This is a genomic window from Paenibacillus sp. JQZ6Y-1 (assembly GCF_040719145.1).
Lineage (GTDB): Bacteria > Bacillota > Bacilli > Paenibacillales > Paenibacillaceae > Saccharibacillus > Saccharibacillus kandeliae.
This window is the reverse complement of record NZ_JBFDUZ010000002.1, coordinates 242,747-267,404: the sequence shown is the minus strand read 5'-3', so window position 1 is coordinate 267,404 and position 24,658 is coordinate 242,747. Positions and strand designations below refer to the sequence as shown.

Genomic DNA, 24,658 nt, shown 5'->3' with positions numbered 1-24,658 from the left:
GGGATAGGTTGAGTTGGGGAGGGAATGAGGGTGTGGGGTAGTGGGGAGTTGGGTTGGCAAAAAAAGAAGTCTGCTCGGGGAGCGACTTCTTTTGGGGTGATTTTTGGTTATTTGGTTAGTTGGTGTAATAGGGTTGCGGTTTTGATTTTGATTAAACGGTGTTGGTAGGGATGGATTGATGGTTTGTTGGATGGCTTTTGGGTTGGCGATTGGAAGTACGTAGGTCTTGCAGTATGAGCCAAGCCATCCAGAGTAGGGCGAATACATGGATGCAGGATATGATGATGCCTGGAGCTGGTGGTAGGTAGCTGGCGATGACTGCACACAGGTTGTAGGTAATGGTGATGCTTAGTAGTAGTGTGATTGGTATCCAGCGGCGGTCCAGCAGGTTCAGTAGCAGCAGCGTGACCAGTGCAGGTACGCTGTAGCGTTCGTGAATCTCGGTGGGCAGCATGAAGAAAGCGAATGAGATCCATGCGCCTGCTTGCAGCATGGCGGCGGTGGTCAGAGTTTGCCGTCTCCAAATATACCAGCCGGTGTATAACACAGCCAATAGCAGCAGGACAAAGCCAATATTGCGCAGCGAGATCAGGTTCCATAGCTTGATCGTATCGCTTGTATCTGGGGTAGTGCCGACAAGGTAATACCAGATGTTAAAGGCATTCAAGGTGACTTGCTTGTACATGCCGACAGCGCTTAAATACGCGCCACGAATCATAGCTGTGAAGCCGCCGTGCAGCGTAAAGTACAGTGCAGTGAGCAGCAGCGGCAGCAAGGCACCCACAAGAAAACGCAGCAATGGACGCAGCTGTCTTTTCCATAACGTACGCAGCATGTACCAGCCAAATACCGGCGCAATGACAATCGCTTGAAACTTGGTGAGTAGCGCCAGCGCGAATAGGACACCGGCGAGTAGCGGAGCGGATAGAATCAGCAGCAGTGAGCCGGTCATCAGCATGCCATTTAATATATCCACCTGTCCCCAGATCGCGCCGTCTACGATCAGCACCGGATTCAGAGCGAACAGTGCCAGCAGCAGTGGTCGAGCGATGCGTCCCGATTTGCCGCGCGACCAGATTGCGACAGCGATAAAGCATAGCAGATCAAGTACGATCAGAATTCCTTTGTACGATAGTGTACCCGCCGTTGCCTGCATGCCGAACAGATGTAGTACGGATGCGTACATGCTCATTAGTGCAAGAAAGATCGGCGGGTAATTGATCCCGTTATTGTGCATATAGACGGTTCCGAGCCCATATTGCCTTACATTATTCATCCATTGCACGAATAGATTCTGGTCATCCATAAAGCCGGGATAGCGTCCGCCCAGCCAAAGTCGTATGAGCAGACCTGCGATGAGCAATCCGGCGATCCACCACCATTCATAACGGCGATGATGAGTATGAGATCGTCCCGTCCGATGCAGACGAGATTGCAGCGCCTCAGCGCGTTTATTCATACGGTCTTACCTCCCTGTGCAATACAAAAGTGGCAGACGTTTATCCAAGGAAAGCATGGTATGCCTCAACGCACACCTGCCAAAAACGCGAATGCTTGCCCCTATTATACAGTCGTCCATAGCACGATTACCAACAATGACTGCCTATTGGTTCCTACATCATATGACCTTGCTCCCGCTCCTCTACATAAGAAGTCGGAATTTACAAAAATAGTATTGCCAAATACGCATTTTTATCGAAAAATGGGAATATTGCATCTTTATGCGAGATGCTTCGTAAACATGGAAATATTGCAAATCGCAGTTATTCAAAAGGAGTGAGTACGACAACATGTATTACCCACTACAATACGTAGAGTGGTCAGAACAACAACAACGCGAGCTAGGATTGATTCACGAGTACCCATCGTTGCCGCAAGACGAGCTGTTTCTACATAAGCTGGTAGATGCGGTGAAGCTAAACCATCGAATCTGGGTACATGTTTCCCATGAAACGCAGGACGATCAGCGGCATGTCGTGTATACGCGTCCCTTTGCTCAGGAATTACCGGAACCGTATCAGGAACGTCTCGGTCGTGTGCTTGCTGGACAGAAGGATTACCCTTCCCGATTGGAGCCGGAATTCTGGATCTGGGATGGTCGTGAGTTTGTGCGACGCGCTTCCTTTTCTTCCTTTATGTCTACACTGGATATCGCGCGCATGCTGCTGGATCATTATCGGGTGGAGCATGGAGATACATATGAACTGCTGTATACCGCCTTGGATGCGGATCGGCAAAAAGTCATGATTTTCATGAGAGGAGTGGATCTGTAATGAACAACGATACTAACATCTCCTCTTCCTCGCAGGCATCTAACGACAAATCACTATCGCCGCTCAGCAAACCAACAGGCAATGCCGCCAACAAAGCCAAAATGACTGCCTTCTCCCTCATGCTGGTCGTACCAGTTGCACTTACGGGCTGTGGCGACAAGGATGAATATTGCCAATATGATAGTGCAGGCAAGCCGTTTGACTGTCAGGATGAAGATTATTATTACAGCTCCAGCGGTGGCTATTACAGCTCACATTATTACAAAAAAAGTAGTTCCAGCTCGCATAGCGGCTTTGGCAGCTCCGGTTCTAGCCATTCGTTCTTTGGAGGTTGATTCCGTGCGCCAAACTCGTCCATTGCAGCTATCGCGCGACGTACTGTTTGGCGGCGAGGTGGCAGAAGTCGTGCCATACCATATCATGTACGACAAGCCGTATTGCCTGCCTGCCCTCACACTGTATCACGCCGATGAATATGAACAGCTCTCGCTCGGCTCGGAGCGCGTGCATCATCTATATCGCAAAACGCTGCGCTTTATCCAGCAGCATTTGCCAGAGCCTTATCTCGTACACCAGCTTGGTCTGCATCCGCTGCTTGCTGTACTGGCGACGGAACAGGTCGATTGGGACGGCATTACCCGACTGGACTGGATCATTAGCCCGAATGGCGATATGAAATGTATTGAGAATAACACCGATACTCCTAGCGGCATTCCAGAAGCGGCATATTTGGAAGGAAAGCTGCTGGAATATGCGCCCGATTTACACCCTGCCTCCTCACACATGGACAGCTGTATTCGAGACATGTTTGTAACTGCGGTGCAGGATTATCGGCAACGCGGGCTTGGCGGCATCTTGTATATGACCAGCTACGACTGGCATGATGAGGATCGAATGAATACAATCTATCTGCTAGAACAATGCAAGCTGGCAGGCATCGAAGCGGTATTTGTACCGCTGGAGCAATTGCGGATTGTTCCGGGTGAAGGGCTTTTTTATGAGAACGAAAAGATTGAGCTGCTATATCGTCTGTATCCGCTGGAATATCTGGCGGAGGATCGCGAGGAGGACAGCGGACGCACCGTTGGTGAGGACCTGCTGCATCTGGTGGCGGATGGCAAGCTAGGGCTGATCAATCCGGTGCAGCATATGATTACACAGAGCAAAGGCTTTATGGCTACGCTATGGTCGCTGTATGAACGCAATGACCAGATGGCGGAGCATGTGGGCTTTCAGCTATTTACGGATGAGGAATGCCAATGGATTGAACGCTATATGCTGCCGACTTATTTTACCCCGGAACCGTTTATAACAGCGGATATTCCGTATGTGTCCAAAGGCTTCTTCGGACGCGAAGGTCAAGGTACAAAGCTAGTTGAACAGCCGCAGACTCACAGTGAAGATATGACGGATGCGCTGGCTTTGGATACGTCTGACACAGCAGAGGACGAAGCGGCTATCGCTGCTTATTATGAGCAACAACTGAAGATCTATCAGCAGCTTCAACCGATGGAACGAATCTGTGCGCAGACGCTGGAAGGGGATTTTGACGGGTATCTGTTGACGGGTGCATTTGTTATTGGTGGACGCTTTGCCGGTCTGCTGCCGCGGATTGGCGGCAAGGTAACTGACAATCTGGCATGTTATTGTGCAGCGGCAGTCGTACCCCAACTATAAAGCTCATGCTTATCAATGGTATGTATTTATGAAGGAGGAACTATGTTGAGAAATTTTGTAACGGATCTAGGTCATGTAGGAATTGGGCTGGTCATTTTATTTGCCATTTTGCTGGTGGGGTATTATGTATTCAGTCGCTTGACCCGGTACGATGATAACAAGGAGATCGCCGCAGGCAATGAAGCAGCTGGGATGTATATGGGCAGCAAGCTGCTCGGACTATGTATCATCGTTGGGCTAGTGTCGATTGGTTCGGACAACTGGATGGATGTGATCATCTGGTCAGCAGTCGGTATCGTGATTCTGTGTCTCGTGTATATTATCTTTGATCTGATCACACCGAAAACAAAATTGTGTGAGCAGATTCAGAACGGCAATATGGCGTTGGCGCGCTTGCTGCGCTCGGTGATTATTGGAATTTCGTTTGTGATTGGTACATTTCTGATGTAAGCAGGGCTGAATGCTGTACAAGTGTAGTCCATAGAGGAAGTGTGTAAATAGCCCCTGTATCTCCCATATGATTGTGGGTATACAGGGGCTATTTCCTTTGGGGTATAACTGGTATCACTTGGTTATTCGGGTATGCCGAATGTGTTCATTATTTGGCTACATAACCGTATGAGCCGGATTTGAATGTAGTTGGGTCATACCATTTGTACCCTGCCGCTGGAGCAGCCCACGGTTCGGTTTGCGGCTCAGTCGATGTAGCAGGATTTTCAATCGACAGCAGGGATGTTTTGCTGTCCAGTGTCAGACCACTTACTTGCGTCAGATCGGTATAGCTTTCTTTGACAGCCAACCAACGAACTGTGTTTACCAGCAGTGTGGCATCGTTGACTTCTTTGTAGCCATCATAGGTTGTTTTGGTTTGACCGTTTTCTTCGCGTTTGTATTTAGGCGAAGCATCTTCAACTGGAGAGGAATCGCCGATAAATGCTGCTTTACCTGCACCTAGCTTGGATACGGCTGCATACGGACCTTCTGCGCGTCCGCCGCCATTGTATACGCCCTGATCCACTGCATTGCCCCATTTGGACATACCGGATGGGATGTAGACGATCCCTTTGGCTTTGGTCGGATCAAGGATTGCCAGTGTGGAGCCAGCGTGCATAGCTACCGAGCTGACACCTGCTGTAATGCCAAAGGCTTGGGAGGAAGATACGATATCCGTTGCGTTAGCATCACCCAACGCATTGTAACGGAAACGAATACCGAAGTTGCTGCCCAACCAGTCGGAGCCTGTTACATTTTGCATTGCTGGGGAAGCTGCTTCTTCTGTAGACATGCCCAGTGTCGGATTGTTGTAGGCACCACGACGGTATCCGTTAATTGCTTCGGAACCATCCCAGCGGTTTTTGTTACGGTCGGCGTTGTAGTGATCGCCGATGAAGAAAATGCTGCCGCCACCTTTGACGTATTGCAGCATGGCTGCCTGTTCGCTTGTTTTGAACGGTACGTTGGGCTCAGCGATAACGAATACGTCATAGCCTTTCAGCTTGTCGTATGTGATCGCTTGCTCGCCAAATGTGTAAGGAATGGAGCGCTCCAGCGACGATACCGTAAATCCGTCGGCACGCAGACCGTTCGCGAAGTCAGAGAAGCCGCCGTCGATTACCCAGTCCGCTGCACCTGCGGTTTGCGCATGAGTATTGTCGAACAGGACTTTTTTGCCTGTGCCGTTAGGCAGTGTGGTGCCCGGCTCGGTTGGTGGAGGTGTGGTGCTGCCACCAGTCGTGATGGCAGTCGGGCTTTTTACACCCGCAAAGTTGTTGTATGTACCGGCTGTTCCTGTAACGGTGATGGTTGTGCCAATCAATCCGGGGTTGGTTTGCAGCCCATATTGAGAACGGAATGAAGATGGCAATTGAACGTCCAGCAGCTTGGATGTGCTGGTTTCGCTGCTACTGTCCGCCAGCAACACGTTAAAATCATTGGCAAACGGACTAGTAAAATCGGCGGTTTGTGAACCGCTGGCGTGTCCGACGATAATGCCGGTTACAGTGATCGTGCCTGCACTTTGCGATTGAATCGCTTGTGCCACAGTCAGCGCTGTAGCCGCCTGCACCTGCTGCTGTGGGATAAACCCAAGCAATGTAGCGACCGTCAGAATCGCGGTCATGAGCGCAGCAACCGTTCTTTTGCGAATAGTGTAATTCAATGAACATTCCTCCTATACCCGTCAGTGCGGGAAAATACGATTCTCTATTGATCATATTCCTCTTTTATCTATCAAATTCCTCTTTTATGTAAAATTTTTATTAAAAGGAAATTTAGCAATTCTATAGGCTTCGCAAATCTTCTTTTTCATGTTAGCTATGGACAAATAGCTCTTCATCCCTTAAAATGCCCAATAGACCAATCATCCTACCTTTAACCATAAATAAAGGATTGCTGTTGACATACAGCTCATTATATCCAGAAATGCGGGGAAGACTATGTTTGATAAATTAGAAAAAAAGTCGCTCGTTGAGCAGCTATGTGAACGGCTGGAGGAACAGATTCGTAGCGGCGTTTGGACTGTCGGTATGCGCATTCCGAAAGAAGCGGAATTGATGGAACAGTTTGGTGTCAGCCGCAATACACTGCGTGAAGCCATTCGTGCGCTCGTACATGTGGGACTGCTATCTACACGTCAAGGAGACGGCACGTTTGTTATTGCTGCCAGTCCACTCGGTTCGGTCCTCCAAAAGCGAGTCGGCAATTCCAGCGTGATTGAGATTCTGGAAGTTCGGCATGCGCTTGATCGGGAAGCGGTTATTTTGGCATGTCAGCGCCGCACAGACGATGATCTGCAAAAGATGGAGCATTATTCCGCTCTCTGCTTGCAGCATACTCATGCTGGCGAGATCGAGCAATTCGTCGAGGTCGATATGCAGCTGCATCATACGATCATCGGGGCATCCTACAACCCACTGCTGGTCGATCTGTACAACCATATGTTTGAACGGATTCAGATGTCGATTATGAGCACTACCGAGCTGACGACCGACAATGATCATACGGGGCATCACAATCTGATCGAAGCAATCCGTCAGCAGGACGAACAGCGGGCGGCAGTGATTGTAGATGATTATATTCACTATTTCAAATCCATTATGACCGAAGGAGATTTTAGGCAATGAAGCGTACGCTTGACATACCCGGTCAGTCCGCCGCGTTGCGGAATCCGGCCTTTTTACTGTTCTGTATCTTATTTGTTTCCTGCACGATGCGCAGTCCGATTACCGGGCTTAGTCCACTACTCGATCTGATGCGCGCTGATTTTCCCATTTCCAATACGATGGCGGGCTTTTTGACGACTATTCCACTGCTGGCGTTTGCGCTGTTATCTCCTTTCGTTGCCAAGCTAGCAGGCAATTACGGGATGGAAAAAATCATTTTCTTTTCGATGATCGTCATGATGATTGGCGGCTGGATGCGTCCGTTTGGCGGACTCGGTATCTTGGTCACTGGTACGTTTCTGACGGGTCTGGCGATTGCCGTGATTAACGTTATTTTGCCGGGCATGATCAAGCGTGAATTTCCGCATCGCATCGGGCTGATGACGAGTATTTATTCGATTTGCAGCAATGTATTTGCCGCACTGGCGTCTGCACTCAGTTTACCGCTCGCCATGAATGCGGGTCTCGGCTGGAAAGGCTCTCTGCTCACTTGGACCGTACTGGCAACCGGAGCGCTGTTGTTCTGGGTCACCCAGTTGCGCTACAACAAGGTCGCTCGTCTGGCGAAGCGCTCGCATACATCTGGTCATAGTGTCTGGAAATCGCCGCTCGCGTGGAAAATCACCTTTTTCATGGGCATGCAGTCGATGATCTTCTATGTATCCATCGCTTGGTTACCGGACATTTTGCAAGAGCAAGGCTTGTCCCGCATACAATCCGGCTATATGCTGTCTCTGATGCAGTTTTCCATGCTGCCCTTTAACTTTATTATTCCGATTCTAGCAGCACGCTTCGCTACCCAGCGTCTGCTTGTTACTGGAACCGTCGCCATGTATCTGATCGGTCTGCTTGGGATCATCTTTGGCAGTGGGCATCTTGGTATTATCGCCGTTTGTCTGATCCTGATCGGTATCGCTGGTGCTGCTGCATTTAGCCTTTCAATGATGTTCTTCAACCTGCGTACCCAGACACCGGAGCAAGCAACCGAAATTTCCGGTATGGCGCAATCCGTCGGCTATCTGCTAGCTGCCTGCGGCCCTACCCTATTCGGTATTCTGCACGACACTTCCAACAGCTGGACTATTCCGCTGCTGCTGCTCGTTGTAGCTGCTGTCAGCCTTCTCTACACAGGTCTCGGCGCAGGCAGCAAGGGCTATATTTATCCAACCGCTCCCAAAAACAACGAGATTCATGTCGAATAGCTCGACGTATCTATATCTATATCCTTCCCATACGAAGCAATGTCATTCTCTCATGAAACGGAGCAGCAGCCTATACGGTTGCCGCTCCCTTTTTTAGTTGATCTGGTCTTCGTTTTTTTGTTGATCGTCTTCTCTTCTGCATTGCATTGTGCGCTACCATCGCTTACATATGCAGCACTCCCCCTTCGCTCTTCCTGCTTTTTGTTATATACATAAAAATTGTATACATCCAATCTTCATCCAACACTATCTTGTACTAAGCTATACTGAACAGAACGGCTTGGTCTTATCGCTATCCGCGCAAGCATTACATATCTTACTTATAGAAAAGAGGATATCCATTTATGAATCAGCCCGTGACTATACTCGCCATCTCAGGAAGTCTGCGTCAGTCTTCTTCCAATACAAGACTACTCAACGCTATCATGGGACTTGCTCCCGACCATATGATCTTCACCACCTATACTGGTCTCAATGACCTGCCTCATTTTACCCCAGACCTCGATACCGACAATGGACCAGAGTCTGTGCAAGACCTGAGAAAACAGCTTCAAGACGCCCAAGGTGTACTCATCTGCACGCCCGAATATGGTAATGGCGTACCCGGCACACTGAAAAATGCTCTCGACTGGATCGTATCATCCGGCGAATTTGTAAACAAACCAACCGCCGTTATTACAGCCTCCCCTTCCCCTATGGGTGGGAACCATGCCAACGCGTCTCTGCTGCTCACCCTACAAATGATCAACGCCAAGGTATCAGACACAACTACCCTAACCATCCCGCACATTACCTTAAAGCTATCCAAAGAAGGCACCATCACAGACGTTACTTTAAAACAAAATCTACAAGACTTGCTCGAATCCCTACATCACGCTTGTCATCCATCCATAGACTAATACAAGGTACTCGATGCTGCTCGGAACGGAGGAACGAAAATAGGGGGAAAAGGCGACTTTGGAGGAGGGGAATATACAAGTATCTCCCATTGTGTAGATTCTCCTCTCTCCACTGGAGCCTGTTCCCTTATTCCTTTCCGTAGTGGTAGATACCAGCGTAAAACAGTAATTTTTCCAGCTAATTCCGATTAACACTCCCAATTTAGGGTATGATGTATAAGGAACCCAAAAGCACCCCCAAAGGAGGAATCACAAATGACAACAGATATCAAAACTACCGTGAAGCTGAACAATGGCGTAGAAATCCCATGGTTCGGTCTAGGCGTATGGCAAGTAGAAGAAGGCGAAGATGCAACCAAATCCGTAACTGCTGCGATCAATGCAGGCTATGTACTGATCGATACCGCCGCAGCCTACAAAAACGAGGAGAGCGTCGGCAAAGCAATCCGCGACTCCGGTGTACCGCGCGACCAACTGTTCGTTACATCCAAGCTGTGGAACGGCGATCAAGGCTACGAATCGACGCTGGCAGCGTTTGACGATACGATGAACAAGCTCGGTCTGGATGTACTGGATCTGTACCTTATTCACTGGCCAGTCAAAGGTAAGTACAAAGATTCCTGGCGTGCGATGGAGAAGCTGTACAAAGAAGGACGTATCCGTGCAATCGGCGTAAGTAACTTCCAACCGCATCATCTGGACGATCTGCTGGCAGATGCCGAAGTCGTACCAGCGGTCAATCAGGTGGAATTCCACCCACTGCTGACGCAAAACGAACTACTGGATTACAGCGCGCAAAAAGGTATTCAGGTGGAAGCTTGGTCCCCACTTGCCCGCGGTAAGCTGTTCGACAACGAAACCGTTAAAGCCATCGGCGAAAAATACGGCAAAAGCCCTGCACAAGTATTGCTGCGCTGGGTACTGGACAAAGGCGTCATCGTTCTGACTCGTTCCGTCAAAGAAGAACGTATTGTCGACAATGCTAACATTTTCGACTTCCAGCTCACGACTGACGAGATCGACCAACTGAACGCGCTCAACAAAAACGAGCGTACAGGCCCAGATCCAGACAATTTCAATTTCTAATTCAGCTGTTTGTATCTGAACGAGCTGATTACACATGCAACCGCTCGTCGACCTTAGGTCGGCTGGCGGTTGTTTTGCTTGCAGCGATGGTATGTCTGATGGCAGATACAGATATAGCATCTACGATTCGTGCAAGCCTCTGACATCCTACAATCCAAGTATATAAACATATAAAAAAGCCCCCGTTATCCACGGAGGCTATACAAAGTCCATTCAGTTGTAGCTATCATCATAAAGCTTATGTTGTGTCCCTGTCGGCTTGCTACCGACTTCGCTCGTCTTTCCCGTTTGGTTACGAAGACCCTACGATTGAACTGCGAGTACCCAAAAGTGTCTGTTTCAAATGATTGTACTGATTAAGTATGGAATCTACTCGTCTCGACTGGTCCAATACGCGGTGGTCTTGTAGGTCGTAAAATTGCACCATCTCATTAAGTTCTCGGCGCTCTTGTTCGATGCACTCTTCCATTAATTTAAGACTGTCCAAGAAACTCACCTCCTGCCGCGATCTGTAAAAGGAACAGCTGTTTATCTATCTACTTCTTTCTCTTTCTACTCTACTGTAGTCTGCACAGCTTTCTCTGTCTACGAATTTTACCAAACGATTCCTATTTCTACCATATCAGATTTACACGTACTTTACATTATAAAGTTACATAATTCTATACCATATGGTGCTGTCGGCGATTGGATCTTCGCTGTTCCTTTACAAGAAGTTGTATAATACCCTGTTTTCGGTTGTGGATCATTCAAATTTTAACTTTTGGCAATTTTAATACAAACTGGAGCATAATGCAAAAAGGCAGTTCGGATATTCACTCCCGACTGCCTTGTATCATTTACTTTGTACGATCACGCATCCATCGAAACTTGGCTTAATCTACCACTGCGTTAGTCAGTGGACCACTGCCGAAATGACCGGAGCGATTCACCTTTGTATTCAGATATTTTTCGTTAAATTCGGAGATGTCTCCCCATAGCGGTACACGACCACTCACTTCTGCACCAGAGCGCTGTAAAGCATCCAGCTTGCGCGGGTTGTTCGTGATCAGGGTTACGGGCTGTTGACGCAGCTGACCCAGTACAGCGATCGCATCGTCGTAATTGCGCATATCATCTTCAAAGCCCAGCTCCAGATTCGCTTCTACTGTATCTAGACCTTGCTCTTGCAGTACGTATGCCATCGCTTTGCTGAACAGACCGATGCCGCGTCCTTCATGATTCGCCAGATAGAATAACGCCCCTGTGCCGTGAGCAACGATCATTTTCATCGATTGCTTCAGCTGATAGCCGCAATCGCAGCGCTTGCTGCCAAAAATATCGCCAGTATGACAAATGCTGTGCATACGAATCAGCGCATCGGCGGAGCCTTTGAAGTCGCCGTATACGAGTACGCTCGATTGCTGTGCTTCCGCCAGATTGGACGAAGACAACATCTCAATAATCGCTGCATGGTCAATATTTGTGTTGCCGCATTCTGCACCTGCGATATTGTCACAGCGCAACCAGCAATACCATTGGAAAACGACCGTTTCGCCATCCAGATTTACAGGCAGACGGATTGGGCCGACCAGATAGATGGATTTTTCGCCACTGGGTACGATTTGTATATGATCTTTGAGAGCATCTGCTATTTTGGGATTAATCATTATCAATTACCTCCGGTTGTGTATCTCTGTCAACGATAGATACGTGTTATATTCAAAATTGGATGATGAACCGGCTGTATTGTTTCCGCCTCATCTGATTTCCTCTGTAGCTTACGACTGATAGATCGCAAAATTGCCGCTAAAGCCCGCTTCCTTAGCAAATTGGCTATCCAGCTCGGCAGTTGTTTCCTGACGGCGCAGCTGTTCAAACTGTTGTAATGTTTCTAGACCAGTATCACCGGAACGCAGCGCATCTAGCAAGAGCGGCGCTAATACATGCGCATCCTGCATCGCGCTGTTTACACCAATCGCGCCTGTTGGACTGAACGTATGCGCTGCATCGCCCATAATAACTACTCCCGGCTGCACCCATGTATCACATATACAGCTCTGTACCTGAAGTAGCACGAAATCATCCCAGCTACGGATATGCTGATCCACCGTTTCTTTCAATTCGGGAAAGGCTTCAACCAGCGCATGCACAAATGGCTCAACTGGCTGCTTACGCAGCTTGCGGTAGCTGTCCTGCTCAATATTCCAGCCTACCTGAATGTACCCACCCTGCTGGCTGAATAACGCCAGCTGCGAATCATTGGCTAATGCCATACGCACCGTAGCAGGCCAGCCGATAGGTGCCGGAATGCGCGCCCACAGCAGATCAAAGCCATGCTTGAGAATACGCGTGCCAATACCAGCCAGCTTGCGTACAGTGGAGTAGCGTCCATCCGCACCGATGACCAGTGAACTGTGTATGGTCTGTTCTTGCCCTTGATGGCGTACTTTGACGCCGTTGACAGCTCCGCTCTGCTCATCGTGCAGTAATTCGGTCACCGTTGTATCCATCATCAGTCTGTAATTCGGAAATTTCAAGGATTCGCCGATCAGTACTTGCAGTAGGTTTTTTTGCGGCACATGAATACCGGTATGCTGTTCACCCGGACCCGGCAGAATCGTCTTGATGATGCGTCCTTGTTGAAAATATTCTACCCGCTCCATTAGCAGCAATCCTGCCTCCTGTACATGCTGGTACAGTCCATGCTCCTTCAAAATCTGTTCTCCCTGTGCATTCAGATGCTCTCCGCGAAATTCTTTATCCATGTGACTATGCCGCTCTAGCAAAATCACAGACACTCCGCTGGCTGCGAGCAAATACCCCAGCAGTGCACCGCCGGGACCGGCCCCCGCAATAATTACTTCTGCATTCCAACTCATCGGCTTCTCCTTCCCACCTCGATTACAGTATCTTTATTTGTAGTAGTGGTCGCTCTATTGGTTTATTACTTACTTTTAATAAGTAGATTATATTTAAGAAAATGTGCTTTGTCAACTTTGTGTATTGTTCTAATTTTCATATGCGATATTGCGTATAAGAAGGAATACACCTCAAGCGCAAATAGCAAAAGAAGCCAGAGATCAAAACTCTCTAGCTTCTTTATCGGATGACGGATTCAAATTAATTTGTATTTTCTGGATATTTAACAGACCGGCTCGCAAGCCTTCCAGATCCAATCCATCCGCAGCAAATGCCTGACGTACCAGTCCGGGCTGAATAAATTCATCGTATTTGCCCAAATACGGCGCTTCTTCCTCACTGAGTAATTGCTCAGGATAATCGATATGCTTGCATTCAGCGATCATCTCAGACAGTAGCTCCGCAGCATCTGCTTGACCGGACACGACAAAATAATACGGCTCCATCGGCGTGACTGCGCGCAGTCCAAGCCGTTCAGCAAGATTATGCTTGAGCATGCGCTCTAATGTACGGAACGGCTTGCTGCCAAGCCACGGCAGCACGAAGCATGAATCGCCACCTGCCGGAATCACGATCTCGTCCAGCAGCCCAGTTTCGCGTGCCAGCCGACGCGCACGTTCCAATCGAGACGCAGCATTCGGTGCCAGATACGAGTACAGGTCTGTCGAAGCAAGAATCTCACGAATCTTTTGCATGACTTTTGTATCGACATCACCGCCTGCACCGAGCCAGAGTGTATCGACTTTACCTTTGGACGATTTGACGTAGACGGCTTTGTGGCGACTGTCGATCTCTTCTACTTTCCACAGCTTCCCAGCCAGTGAGAAGCAATAGCCCGGCGGCGGAACAGTTGTAATCGACCCGATCTCTTCCGAACCGTTGTATACAGCATGCTCCTCGTCATCCTTAAATACCGCATAGAAGCGAAAATTGTTCACGATCTTCTCACCTGCCATGCCGATGATCAGCGTACCTTCCTCCGTCTGCTGGATATGGTCCAGCTGTAGCAGATATCGTAAAAATTGCTGATAATGCTCCACGGTAAAATGGCGGAACGGCGGCAAGGTCATCACTGCACGCGCCAATTCAGCAGGCTCGGCTTCGCCCATACTCTTGAGCGTACTCATCGTCTGATGATACAGAATGCCAATCGGCAGCTTACGAGCGCTGAACGGCTCGACCCAGCGGTCGCGCACATATAGCTCAATGACAGCAATCGCCCGTAGCATCATCCACGGCATTCTTGCTGGCAATTGCGCCTGCTCATCCTCTTCCTCTGGACAGACAAAGATCATTTCCGAAACGGCACCTTCGCGTCGCCCAGAGCGTCCAAGCCGCTGCACAAAGCTAGAGCAGGAATATGGCGCTCCCAGCTGAATGACGCGCTCCAACTCGCCCAGATCGATCCCTAGCTCCAATGTTAATGTCGCTGCCGCCACGGCGGGTCCGTAGCCTTCCCGCAGTGCCGCTTCCGCTTCCTCGCGCAGCATTGCCGAGATACTGCCATGATGCACATGAAAAATATCCGGTTCCTGACGGTGAGCAGCAACTTTACGCATTTCCAATGTCAAATATTCAGCATCCGAGCGGCTATTCGTGAAGATTAATGCCTTCTTATGATGCGTCTGGTCGTAGATGAAGTTATGATACGCCTGCTGTGCATATTCCAGCTGCTGCGCCTGTTCTTCATTGCGCGCATCGGGAAATGAAAAATGCTCCACGCTGATACGCAGCTTGCGCGAGCCTTGCGGCGATACAATCTCCACCGGCTGTCCCGTGTCCGACGACAGCCACTCACAAGCACTCTCGTAATCGCTCAATGTGGCGGACAGACCGATCCGCTGCGGACGACAGCCTGCCATGCGCTGAATACGTGACAGCTGCGACAGCACCTGCACCCCGCGATCTACACCCATAAAGGCATGTACTTCATCAACTACAATATAGCGCAGATCACCGAACAGCGCTAGAATCGAATTCGGCTTGTTCATCAGCAGCCCTTCCAGCGATTCTGGTGTAATCTGTAAAATGCCGGACGGATTCTGTACCAGTTTCGTCTTGTGCGATTGCGGTACATCGCCGTGCCAATGCCAGACCGGAATGTCAGCGTCGCGCAATACGCCTTTGAGCCGCTCGTACTGGTCATTGATCAATGCCTTGAGCGGTCCAATGTACAGAATGCCGACCGATTTGGACGGTTGTTCATATAATGCCGTTAACGCTGGGAAAAATGCGGCTTCCGTTTTCCCAGAAGCTGTACCGGAGGCAATTAGCAGATGATGTGGCGTATCAAGCAATACCCTACACGCCTCCACCTGCGCCTCACGCAATTCTTTCCAACCACTGCGGTAAATATACTCCTGAATAAACGGCGCTAACCGGTAAAACGGATGCCCGCTCACAGGTCAAACTCCGCTAAAAAATCATCGACATCATCCGGCTGCTTCGGCGTAGCACCTGACGAGCGTGTCGAAGTTGAGGACGCACCGACAGCTTTTGCCGGAATATCCTCATCAGCGCTATAACTGCTTGGTGAAGACGCTGGCGCCGATGCTAGTTCGCCCAGCAGATGATCAAACGTCAATTCCTCGTTGAAATGCAGTGTGTTCAGCAGATCGACAAAATCGCGTACCACTTCGCGCGGGGTTAGCAATTCGTCTGCTCCCAGCCGCGACACCGCTGTTTGCATAAAGGAGACAAGCTGCGCCTGCTCCAGCGCGCTATCGTATTTATAATGCTGGCAGTGAATATCGCGCAACTTTTGCAGCATAAGCAGAATCTCCTCGTGAGACAGCATTTCCAATCGAATGACTGGACCAGCAAAATTCTTCGTACCACTGCTGCCAAATCGACTTTCTGCTAGTCGAGAACGCAGCGCTTCATAGCTGTACAATCCACGACGCGGGTCCTCGACGAACTGCGGCGTACCACCGACAAAGACGCCGAGATGACCTGCCTTGCCCTGCATCGTATCGTTGAAGATAGTCAGCAGCTTTTCATAGTTGCTTTGGCGAGAAACGCTGTTGGAGATTTTGTACAGATTGACGCCTTCGTCGACGAATAGCAGCAATCCTTTGTATCCGATGCGAGCGGCAAATTCTGCCCACAGCTTCATATAATCGTACCAGCCATCATCGTCGATAATGACACTCACATTCAGCTCGCGCCGCGCTTCGGTACGCGTCTGGTATTCGCCGCGCAGCCAGCGCAGAGCGGATTGCTTGAGCGTATCTTCATTCAGACGGATGCCTTGCCAATACGCAGACAATACTTTGGCAAAATCAAAGCCGTGCACCCAGCCCTCCATCTCGGCAGTCACCGCATGAATCCGGCGCTGCACCTCAATGCCGATGGATGGATCGTCTGCACTCACGCCCTGCTCCTCCATCACCTGCAATTGTAGATTGGAAATCCACTTTTGCAGCATGGATTCCAGTGCGCCGCCGTCGGGACGCGTACGGGTGGACAAGTTGATCATCAGCTCGCGGTATGTTGCCAGACCTTGCCCCTTTGCACCGGTAAGACGGCGTTCTGGTGACAGATCGCCATCCGCAACAACAAAGCCGCGATCCATCGCGTAGTTGCGGATCATTTGCAGCAAAAAGCTTTTCCCGCTACCGTAACGACCGGTGATTAGCTTGAAAGCCGCCCCGCCGTCAGCAACATTGTCTAGCTCGCGCAATATGGATTCAATCTCGTATTTACGACCAACCGCTACATGCTCTAATCCGATGCGCGGAACGACTCCGGCAGCAAACGAATTGACCAGTGCAGTTGTGATACGTTTTGGTATTTTCACTTCATTCATTTACAGTTCACCTCATGATGATTGCATCCAGTATGGATCGATATTCTTCCATCATTTCGCCGCTATCCAGCAGCAGATCGCCAATATGATCCATCGCTAGATCGTTGATCTCGTCCGCCAGCAGCGCTGCCATTGTACCATAACGTCCGGCAACGACCTGCTGTGCGTGTTCGTCCGCGCCACTCAGCATCGCCGCCAGCAATTGGATATGCTGCGGCTGTAATGCGTTCAGACAATCCTGCCATTCCTCATCCAGTTCACTCATATCACCCAGCGTTGCCATATTTGAAATGGCAGCAGTAGGCGATTCCAGAGTGGAAGTGGGCGAAGACATGACAGGGATTTCGTCAGCAGAGCGCTTCATTTCTTCCATTAACGATACATCAATTGTCGACGGCTCTCGCTCCTGCATAAGCATCCAGTCGGGATCATCATGCTCGGAGCCAGTGGATATCCAGCCTGCCAGATCGTCATCGTGACAATCACGATCAGGTTCTGAATCCAGCGTAGCAGTAACAGGAGACTCGGCTTGTGCCAACGCCGATGCCCATTGCTCAAGCTGTGCTTCTTCGCTGGCTTCTTGTATGATCACATCCAGTTCGTCCTGACGCAGCGTCAGCATATCGCGTACAACGGCAGAATCCGCTTGTAATTGCTCCAGCAGCTCGGTGTTGATTTCCACTCGACGCGGTGCAGGCAATTCCTCAACCGGTGTAAAGGCACGGCGTACATAACGCTCGATCAGACGTGCAATTTCCGGCTCGACTGGCGGGTTGATACGCAAGCGTCCATTCACATTCAACTGACGACGCAGTTCATTTTCGGTCATTTTGACGATGCCCGTTAGGAACTCACGCAACGGCTTATGATCGCTCAATGGCAAGCGTCGTACCAGACTGGTTCGGCCGTAGCGGGAAGCATCGTAGACAGCACTGCGGAACAGATAACGTTCATTTTCTCGATACACAGGTGGACGGAACAGCTGGATCAAGCGTGTACCCTGCTGCTTGTCCAGAAAAGCATCGACCGCTGCCAGTACCTTCGGAATGTATTGACGCATCACCTCGCCGCCCTGCTCGGCATAAAAGCGGCTGCGCTCCAGATCGTAATCCAGCAACTGTGGCAGCAATGCAAACGGCAGCTGAATCGGCGACGCGCTCCAAATGCGCTCCCACTCTAGATCCGCCAGTTCCTGCGATACATGGCGCGGCGTTTCCAGCAGTAGCTCCAGCAGCGACTCGTTCAGACCATGTACCTGCGAGAAGTCGATAATCCATTGAGGCAGATAACGATCCATTTTATGAAAACGACGGCGATACTGGCGCCACAGATTCATCAGCACATGATGACCATCCAGCGGCTCCTGCCAGCCCGCCCCGTTAATAATCTCGTAGCAGAGCAAGAAAATATACGACAAATCGGTCGCGGGATAACGCTCATTCCGCACCTCGTTCCGCCAGTAAAAGTACCATTTCTTCTGCCGCCATGTCATGCTCTCATACGTCGGCCAATAGCTCATAAACGGTACAAATTCCGCTTCGTCTTCCACCCGCTCCACCATATCATGCGCCCGGCAAGCGAAAATATATTCCGCGCTCTGAATCGCTGACAACGAACGACTGCGTTCATGCACATCATCGGTTGCCGAGAACGGCTGTCGTTGCGACTCAGACGTCGACATGCCTTCCAGATGTAGCGGCTCCAACTCCAGATTCAGCTCATGGTCACGATCCGTACGGCAGTCTGTATTTGCAGCGAGATCGCTGTCTGCTTCCGTCAAGAATGGTCGCGCTGGCAGCGGTGCGTCTGCTGCTGGCGGAATGGCATATGTGCGTCCTTCCGTTTTGGACAGTATGATCGGCATGCTCGGTGCAGACGATGGAAGCGATGCAGATGCTCCATCTATATGCTGGCGATCCTCTATAGATAATATGTCGTTAAGGGAGGACGTTGGATGTTCAGAATGTGCTGCCTGACTATTTTCAAAAATAGAGCCTGTTTCTTCTATGTTCTGCTCTGTCGCAGAATCGGAACGCGTCGAAGCAGATGATTCCTGCCGTTCGTCGCTGATATATCCTTGACTGTTTGATCCTGTGGAAGGCTTCGTCCAGTCACTGCTTGTTCCATCCCAATCCAGCGAGCGTTGCTGCTGCACTGGCGGGATATACAGATTGCTACGACGCTGTTGCTCTGGCGACAGTTCCAGCTCGGCGCCATCATATGGAAGATGCGGCTCGTTGTATTCCATAGGTACAGCTGGCTCTTCCATTTCCGCTTGTTCAGAAGTAGCAAAAGCTGGCGGACGCTGGATATGAATGCCCTGTCTGGACAACTCCTGTAGTAACCCTTCCATTCGCTCTGCTCGATCCGCTTTCTCATTCGGCGTATGAGTTGGATCGTTCCGCATAGGATTGGTATGGTTCCCTTGTTCGTACGCATGGTCAGTCTCTCTACACTGACCGCGATCATCCTGCTTATATTTATCCACTGTATGTTCATTATAGTGGTTGTATTCATCCTGATGATGCCCTGCCCGCTGCGGAATGGACATCCCTTTTTCCTCGTTGCCTAGTTGAATTTCGGCAAAGCCACCCGCGCGCGCAATCTGCGGCAGACCGGGCTGAGCAGCTCGCTTCGGCTCCATTTCAAAAGCAGGCGGCAATGCGGTCAATGGATGCTGTGGATCAGCAATCGCATATTCGCGCACGACCGAATGAAACAGCTTCAACAGACTCGTCTGAGCGGTACGCATATGAGGCTCATCCAGCAATTGCCCCTCGGCAAAGACCGACAGCCGCACACGCGCCTGAATACGGTTCAGAGCACGATACATTTTGCTGGTCACATCGCCCGTCATTTCGTCCGGTTCTAAATACATCACAATATCAACGCCGCCCGGTAGTACGGCGGCACGCTGAGTTAGCATGCTGACTGGCACAGCGATGAGCGGACGGGCCGCTGCCATGTTTTTGCTTTTGACTACTGGTGCAGACGCATCCTGCCAATATGGCTCCAATAGCTCGAACCACTGTTTGCGCAGGGCAGTCAGCTGTGTCTTTTTCCCGATCAGACCGATACGACAATCCGGTTCACGACGTACCCATTCCGATAGAAACTCGCCCAGATCGTCAGCATGACGTGTCACCCCGCCTAATATACCGCCAGACAATCCCCAATGGCACAAAAAGTCAAAGTGCGCCGTTAGACTACGCTCGCCATCATCATTCGGCAACTCCAAACCGGGTAACAGCATGGTCGACCACGGCCCACGTAGACGTTCCGAGCCGCGCTGGATAATCTCCTGCGGAGTCAGCTTGCTATGGCGATCCAATGGCGTACCGTCTGCCATCCGTCCCATCGGTCCAAGTCCAATCTCGCGCAGCAGATCGACCTCGACCTGTCCACCGTCATCCAGTGCAATATAGCGCCCTGCCGCATGCAGTCGCCGTGACAATTCCACCGCCGGATAACGAATACCGCCAATCTGAATCATCGGCACCGCCATCACCTGTCCGATGCCATGTCTGGACTCCCTTTTCCCTTCCAAAATCCAGTTCACCTCATGATGCACGTCAGCGACAAACTCGTCGTTATACGGAATATACGGTGCTTCCGGTAGCGATTCTGCTGGTGTCGCTTCGTTCAACTGACGATCTGACTTGCTGCCCACCGTCTGCCAATCCATCGGAATCTGGCGTGCAGGCTGGCTGCGCAGCGATGTATTCGCAGCTTGAGAATGGGATGTCTCTCCACGAGATTGTGTTGCATTGGAAAATGAAGGTGAATTCCGCCATCCCGGCTCGATCTGTATTCCATCTTGCTCATCCCCATGATCCTGATGCAGATCCGGTACATTGTCCAGCTCATCTGCAAAGGTATCATGCCATTCCGGCGCTTCGTACACGATCGCAGATGATGCCTCACCATGTCCCGCCAGCACAGCGGCGGCATGCTTATCCCAGTACGCCTGTACTGGCACACCATCGTCCATTTCTAGTGTACCCGGCAGCATACGCAGCAAACGCGAATAGAGCTTACCTGCTTCTTCTGTGCTGAGCAGACATTCAGTATGACCCGAAGCGCTCACCTGCCAGCGCTCGTCGCCTTCCAGCGCGTATCCAGTCACTAGCTGCTGAATATCCAGCGCTTTGTCCATTTCCATTACCAGACTGCCATAGGAAATATGCAGGAAAAAGCCTCGGTCTTCCTCGAAGCTTAGCAGGGCGATATAGGATTTGTCTGTAAAGGATATCGGAGAGGATAACGTCATGGGTGAACCAGGCCTTTCTATGTGCGTAATCATCTATGCGCAGTTAGTTGTAAATATAGAACATACGACCGTTTCCGGTCATCCGTCGGTCAACATAATATCCAATTATACATGATGCCTTTGGGCGATTGGTATAGGGAACGAACATATTTTCGTGAATTTCAACAAATACGCTGCTCACCTGTTCTATCGTGAAAGTCTCACAATAGTACGGCAGCAGCGTTCTGCGTATCTGACGAAGATGATATTTTTTTATTTCACTGAGGATGGAATACGGAAGAGTCGATATACCCATCCAATTAATTCCATTTCATCTTTCAAACTGCCAGCAAAGCCAACATATCCGTCTGGACGTAGCATCACATACCCGCCCTGCTCCATGCCATACCGCTTGCGCAATACAGAGCCTACATCCTGATGAAAATGATTGGGCTGTGGCTGAGGCAGCATCAATGGCTGATCCGGCATAATATTTACAATCTCCGTCACCGACCGCCAGCTGTCACCAATCCGAATTAGGAGTGGAATGCGGGTACGCTCGTCTTCATCCCACAACTCAGGATTGGTTGGAGATGGCATCTGCGGCGATGCTTCAGGGAATACAAGCAACAGATGCTTGCGGTTATCCCACCAATCCAGCCCAGCCCCTGCATCTGGCGCACGATCGCCGGGCGCAACCATGCCATGCCGCCAGTTTTCCCCGCGCAGCACCAATTCGCTATGACGGTAATGAATATCTGTTTCCGAGATGGCACGCGCCATTAGACGCTGTACGGTACTGCGCGACGACAACAAAGGTGCTACCGTATCGCGCGCCATCGCCAACAGTGGAAACCGATTGATCGCCAAACGTGTAAACACGCCAGTCCAGCGCAGCAACGAACGCGCCACGGGCTCACGTTCCTCTTCATAGCTGTCCAGCAGCATCTCGTCCGCCCGTCCCTGACAAATGAGTGCCAGCTTCCAGCCTAGGTTATACGCATCCTGTATCCCTGTGTTCATCCCCTGACCGCCGACCGGAGAATGGATATGCGCCGCATCGCCTGCCAATAGCACCGCGCCAGCCCGATAATGCTCCACCTTACGCTGATTAACTGAGAAGCGCGTCATCCAGATCGGGTCGGACACAGTATATTGCCCACCCGTGCATTCATCCAGCACCTGCTGGACATCTTGCAGCGAAATCTCTCGTGCCTTTCCAGTACCATCCGTGTCGGTTGCCGTCTGCTGTGCATGAACGGGCGAAGCGACAATCACGCGATGACGACCACTTTTCATCGGGAAAAAGGCGGCAATCCGCCCTTGATGCAAATAAATCTGCAACCGATCATGCGCAATATTACCGGATACCATCACATCAGCAAGCGCAAAATCCTGCGTAATCGCTGTCCCTTTGAACGGCATACGCAGCAGATGACGCACAGTACTATGCGCGCCGTCACAGCCGACCACCCAGCCTGCGTGGATATGCGAGGTGATGGAAGTATGTGGCGCGGAGGATGCCTGTTTAACAATCGTTGCCGTAAGTCGATAATGGGTCTGCTTGCCATTTTGCCCTGTGGCAGAGGTTGTGTTCATCTGTATTCTGCTGCCAGACACAAAATGCGGCAGTACTGCTCTGCTTGTCGGTTGAGCACTGGCAGAGTCTGATACAGCCGTTGCAGACGAAGCTACTGCTGATGAATGCTGTCGCTGCTCGGCGTTCTCGTCGTAATGCTGAATTTCAGTCAGTGTTGTACTTCGCTCTACCGTCACGCCCAACTGTTCCAATCGTTGCAGCAAAATCTCTTCCGTTTCGTTTTGCGGCAGCATCAGCGCATACGGATACTTGCTGGCGATGCGCTGACCGAAAGGAATATCCGCCAGCTGTTTTTTACCGCTATAGACGCTAACTTGTTCAATCGGAAGCCCACGAGCGATGAATTCCTCCGCCAGACCCGCTTGCTCTAGCAACTCCAGCGTACGCGACATCACCCCTAGCGCTTTGCTGTATCGTGAAGGCTCATCCGCTTGATCAATAATGCGACAATGGATGCCTCGGCGCGCCAGCTCAATCGCCAGCGTCAATCCAGTCGGTCCCGCTCCCACAATCAATACTTCACAGGATCCAGGCTGCTCTGCATGAGAAGGTTTCGACATGATCAGCTCTCCTTTTGACTGTTCTGTTGGACACGTTATTGCTCCTGTTCTCGATGACGACGTGCCAGCATTAAGCTGTACGCAATCGCCGGACGCACCATCTCTACATAATGAAAGACGGTCGAAGGTAACCCAATCCCTGCTTCAAACAAACAAATCCGGTTTTGCTCATCCAATCCAATGTCCAATCCGATCTCGTGAAACCCATCACCCAGCTGTTGCTGCATATACTCTGCCAGCTGGATGCCATATGTCTCAATCCGGCGATCCAAGTTTCCGCCTGGCTTTTCGTTCAGATGATGCTTGAGAAATGTTTTCCACATCGGCACAACCCGAAATACATGCTCACTGTTCGTCACTTTCAATTCTCGCTGCATGGAGATGGAGGGGGAACAAAAAGCGACGATCCAGCGCCCCTTGCCATCCTTGCTCATATGCACACGTATATGAAAAGGAAAGCCCTGCGGCGTCACGCTACGTACTAGCTTTTGCAAGCAATAGCGCTGCGGGATCAGGAAGTCGATCAGCTCTACCATTTGATCATGAGTCAATCGGTGAATATATTTCTGATCGGATACTTCAAATCGATCATCGCGGTATTCTACCGTATAAATGCCCCGTGCCGATGCACCAGAATCGGATTTTAAAATGGTTTGTTGATGCCGAATCATGAATTCCAAGGCGGTATCTGCACTGCGCAGCGTCATAAAAGGAATCAAATACTTGCGCAGCTGCTCATCCTTTTGTAGCAAACGATAGGTCATAATCTTACGAATCGATTTTCCGCGCAGTGTATGCGTAAGCGGAATATGCTCTAACTGTCTATATACATCCTCATACCCTTTTAATCCACGACGACGCATCCGATCATAAATGACATCAGGGTAAGGAAACTCATCCTTGACCCATTCGCCATCCCGCAGCATTCGTCCGCGAATCATTTGACGCTGCTCGTCCACACCAGATGGATAAAAGTAAAACAAATCAGCTTGATAGCTTGCTGCTGTGAGCGCGCACGCGAGCAGCAATTCAGGCTCAATTTCCCAGCCAATTAGCACTCCGATGACATAGGGATGATGTTCAGTTTCCTTCATGATGCGCTCCTTTGGTAGCACAGTTCTATTGATCGTATGGTCTTCGTCTATCCGGTTCATTGATTTCCCTAAAACAAAAACCCGCTTTCTGCACGGAACTGCATGAAAAAGCGGGTCTGCCTGCTGTCCTATCGCAAATGGACAAACG

General features: G+C 50.3%; 18 protein-coding genes. 8 read left to right on the top strand and 10 right to left on the bottom strand.

Going from position 1 to position 24,658, the window contains the following annotated elements; translation table 11 throughout:
- Positions 1-151: 151 nt before the first annotated feature.
- The gene (locus tag ABXR35_RS14920; protein WP_367062060.1) at positions 152-1,459 is read right to left on the bottom strand and encodes a putative hexosyltransferase; all 1,308 of its coding nucleotides are present in this window, start codon (positions 1,457-1,459) and stop codon (positions 152-154) included.
- A gap of 331 nt (positions 1,460-1,790) precedes the next feature.
- Here ABXR35_RS14920 and ABXR35_RS14915 point away from each other — a divergent pair, with 331 nt between their 5' ends.
- The 4 genes from ABXR35_RS14915 to ABXR35_RS14900 are packed head-to-tail and all read left to right on the top strand — an operon-like array spanning position 1,791 to position 4,400.
- Positions 1,791-2,273 carry a hypothetical protein gene (locus ABXR35_RS14915; RefSeq protein WP_367062057.1) on the top strand — a complete coding sequence of 161 codons (483 nt, stop codon included), beginning with the start codon at positions 1,791-1,793 and terminating at the stop codon, positions 2,271-2,273.
- Entirely contained in the window at positions 2,273-2,608 is a 336-nt protein-coding gene (locus ABXR35_RS14910; RefSeq protein ID WP_367062054.1) for a hypothetical protein, read from the top strand. The genes ABXR35_RS14915 and ABXR35_RS14910 overlap by 1 nt, the downstream gene beginning before the upstream one ends.
- A 4-nt stretch (positions 2,609-2,612) precedes the next feature.
- Positions 2,613-3,950 (top strand): glutathionylspermidine synthase family protein, encoded by a 1,338-nt coding sequence (locus ABXR35_RS14905; RefSeq protein ID WP_367062051.1) that lies wholly within the window; start codon positions 2,613-2,615, stop codon positions 3,948-3,950.
- Between the two features lie 42 nt (positions 3,951-3,992).
- Positions 3,993-4,400: a DUF350 domain-containing protein gene (locus ABXR35_RS14900; protein ID WP_367062048.1), complete on the top strand. Its 408-nt coding sequence runs from the start codon at positions 3,993-3,995 to the stop codon at positions 4,398-4,400.
- Positions 4,401-4,548: 148 nt separating this feature from the next.
- On the opposite strand, the gene ABXR35_RS14895 is transcribed toward ABXR35_RS14900, so the two are convergent.
- A complete protein-coding gene (locus ABXR35_RS14895) occupies positions 4,549-6,069 on the bottom strand; it encodes a DUF6359 domain-containing protein (RefSeq protein ID WP_367062805.1) in 1,521 nt (506 codons plus the stop codon).
- Positions 6,070-6,385: 316 nt separating this feature from the next.
- On the opposite strand from ABXR35_RS14895, the gene ABXR35_RS14890 reads away from it, so the two are divergent.
- The 4 genes from ABXR35_RS14890 (at position 6,386) to ABXR35_RS14875 (ending at position 10,298) form a co-directional block, all read left to right on the top strand.
- Positions 6,386-7,072 (top strand): FadR/GntR family transcriptional regulator, encoded by a 687-nt coding sequence (locus ABXR35_RS14890; protein WP_367062045.1) that lies wholly within the window; start codon positions 6,386-6,388, stop codon positions 7,070-7,072.
- The gene (locus tag ABXR35_RS14885) at positions 7,069-8,313 is read left to right on the top strand and encodes a CynX/NimT family MFS transporter (protein WP_367062042.1); all 1,245 of its coding nucleotides are present in this window, start codon (positions 7,069-7,071) and stop codon (positions 8,311-8,313) included. The genes ABXR35_RS14890 and ABXR35_RS14885 overlap by 4 nt, the downstream gene beginning before the upstream one ends.
- Positions 8,314-8,657: 344 nt before the next feature.
- Positions 8,658-9,212 (top strand): NADPH-dependent FMN reductase, encoded by a 555-nt coding sequence (locus tag ABXR35_RS14880; protein WP_367062039.1) that lies wholly within the window; start codon positions 8,658-8,660, stop codon positions 9,210-9,212.
- Positions 9,213-9,467: 255 nt separating this feature from the next.
- Complete coding sequence (locus tag ABXR35_RS14875) at positions 9,468-10,298, top strand: aldo/keto reductase (protein ID WP_367062036.1); 831 nt, start codon at positions 9,468-9,470, stop codon at positions 10,296-10,298.
- Positions 10,299-10,590: 292 nt separating this feature from the next.
- Here ABXR35_RS14875 and ABXR35_RS14870 read toward each other — a convergent pair whose 3' ends face one another.
- The 8 genes from ABXR35_RS14870 to ABXR35_RS14835 all read right to left on the bottom strand — a co-directional run bounded on the left by ABXR35_RS14870 (position 10,591) and on the right by ABXR35_RS14835 (position 24,510).
- On the bottom strand, positions 10,591-10,767 hold the full coding sequence (locus ABXR35_RS14870) for a Spo0E family sporulation regulatory protein-aspartic acid phosphatase (protein WP_367062803.1): 177 nt from the start codon (positions 10,765-10,767) through the stop codon (positions 10,591-10,593).
- A 406-nt stretch (positions 10,768-11,173) separates the two neighbouring features.
- The gene (locus ABXR35_RS14865; protein WP_367062033.1) at positions 11,174-11,947 is read right to left on the bottom strand and encodes a GTP cyclohydrolase II; all 774 of its coding nucleotides are present in this window, start codon (positions 11,945-11,947) and stop codon (positions 11,174-11,176) included.
- 111 nt (positions 11,948-12,058) lie between these two features.
- Positions 12,059-13,159 carry an FAD-dependent monooxygenase gene (locus tag ABXR35_RS14860; RefSeq protein WP_367062030.1) on the bottom strand — a complete coding sequence of 367 codons (1,101 nt, stop codon included), beginning with the start codon at positions 13,157-13,159 and terminating at the stop codon, positions 12,059-12,061.
- A gap of 201 nt (positions 13,160-13,360) precedes the next feature.
- Positions 13,361-15,601 carry a DEAD/DEAH box helicase gene (locus ABXR35_RS14855; RefSeq protein WP_367062027.1) on the bottom strand — a complete coding sequence of 747 codons (2,241 nt, stop codon included), beginning with the start codon at positions 15,599-15,601 and terminating at the stop codon, positions 13,361-13,363.
- Positions 15,598-17,007, bottom strand: coding sequence for an ATP-binding protein (locus ABXR35_RS14850; RefSeq protein ID WP_367062024.1), 1,410 nt, complete (start codon positions 17,005-17,007; stop codon positions 15,598-15,600). The genes ABXR35_RS14855 and ABXR35_RS14850 overlap by 4 nt, the downstream gene beginning before the upstream one ends.
- A gap of 7 nt (positions 17,008-17,014) precedes the next feature.
- A complete protein-coding gene (locus ABXR35_RS14845; protein WP_367062021.1) occupies positions 17,015-21,277 on the bottom strand; it encodes a TerB N-terminal domain-containing protein in 4,263 nt (1,420 codons plus the stop codon).
- Between the two features lie 252 nt (positions 21,278-21,529).
- Entirely contained in the window at positions 21,530-23,416 is a 1,887-nt protein-coding gene (locus ABXR35_RS14840; RefSeq protein WP_367062018.1) for an FAD-dependent monooxygenase, read from the bottom strand.
- A 35-nt stretch (positions 23,417-23,451) separates the two neighbouring features.
- A complete protein-coding gene (locus ABXR35_RS14835) occupies positions 23,452-24,510 on the bottom strand; it encodes a YheC/YheD family protein (RefSeq protein ID WP_367062015.1) in 1,059 nt (352 codons plus the stop codon).
- Positions 24,511-24,658: the final 148 nt, after the last annotated feature.

Excerpts from the sequence above, each read along its gene's own strand:
- ABXR35_RS14850 (WP_367062024.1), bottom strand. The coding sequence starts at position 17,007 with ATGAATGAAGTGAAAATACCAAAACGTATCACAACTGCACTGGTCAAT.
- ABXR35_RS14885 (WP_367062042.1), top strand. The coding sequence starts at position 7,069 with ATGAAGCGTACGCTTGACATACCCGGTCAGTCCGCCGCGTTGCGGAAT.
- ABXR35_RS14880 (WP_367062039.1), top strand. The coding sequence starts at position 8,658 with ATGAATCAGCCCGTGACTATACTCGCCATCTCAGGAAGTCTGCGTCAG.
- ABXR35_RS14840 (WP_367062018.1), bottom strand. The coding sequence starts at position 23,416 with ATGTCGAAACCTTCTCATGCAGAGCAGCCTGGATCCTGTGAAGTATTG.
- ABXR35_RS14920 (WP_367062060.1), bottom strand. The coding sequence starts at position 1,459 with ATGAATAAACGCGCTGAGGCGCTGCAATCTCGTCTGCATCGGACGGGA.
- ABXR35_RS14900 (WP_367062048.1), top strand. The coding sequence starts at position 3,993 with ATGTTGAGAAATTTTGTAACGGATCTAGGTCATGTAGGAATTGGGCTG.
- ABXR35_RS14845 (WP_367062021.1), bottom strand. The coding sequence starts at position 21,277 with ATGACGTTATCCTCTCCGATATCCTTTACAGACAAATCCTATATCGCC.
- ABXR35_RS14910 (WP_367062054.1), top strand. The coding sequence starts at position 2,273 with ATGAACAACGATACTAACATCTCCTCTTCCTCGCAGGCATCTAACGAC.
- ABXR35_RS14865 (WP_367062033.1), bottom strand. The coding sequence starts at position 11,947 with ATGATTAATCCCAAAATAGCAGATGCTCTCAAAGATCATATACAAATC.
- ABXR35_RS14835 (WP_367062015.1), bottom strand. The coding sequence starts at position 24,510 with ATGAAGGAAACTGAACATCATCCCTATGTCATCGGAGTGCTAATTGGC.
- ABXR35_RS14860 (WP_367062030.1), bottom strand. The coding sequence starts at position 13,159 with ATGAGTTGGAATGCAGAAGTAATTATTGCGGGGGCCGGTCCCGGCGGT.
- ABXR35_RS14915 (WP_367062057.1), top strand. The coding sequence starts at position 1,791 with ATGTATTACCCACTACAATACGTAGAGTGGTCAGAACAACAACAACGC.
- ABXR35_RS14875 (WP_367062036.1), top strand. The coding sequence starts at position 9,468 with ATGACAACAGATATCAAAACTACCGTGAAGCTGAACAATGGCGTAGAA.
- ABXR35_RS14895 (WP_367062805.1), bottom strand. The coding sequence starts at position 6,069 with ATGACCGCGATTCTGACGGTCGCTACATTGCTTGGGTTTATCCCACAG.
- ABXR35_RS14870 (WP_367062803.1), bottom strand. The coding sequence starts at position 10,767 with ATGGAAGAGTGCATCGAACAAGAGCGCCGAGAACTTAATGAGATGGTG.
- ABXR35_RS14890 (WP_367062045.1), top strand. The coding sequence starts at position 6,386 with ATGTTTGATAAATTAGAAAAAAAGTCGCTCGTTGAGCAGCTATGTGAA.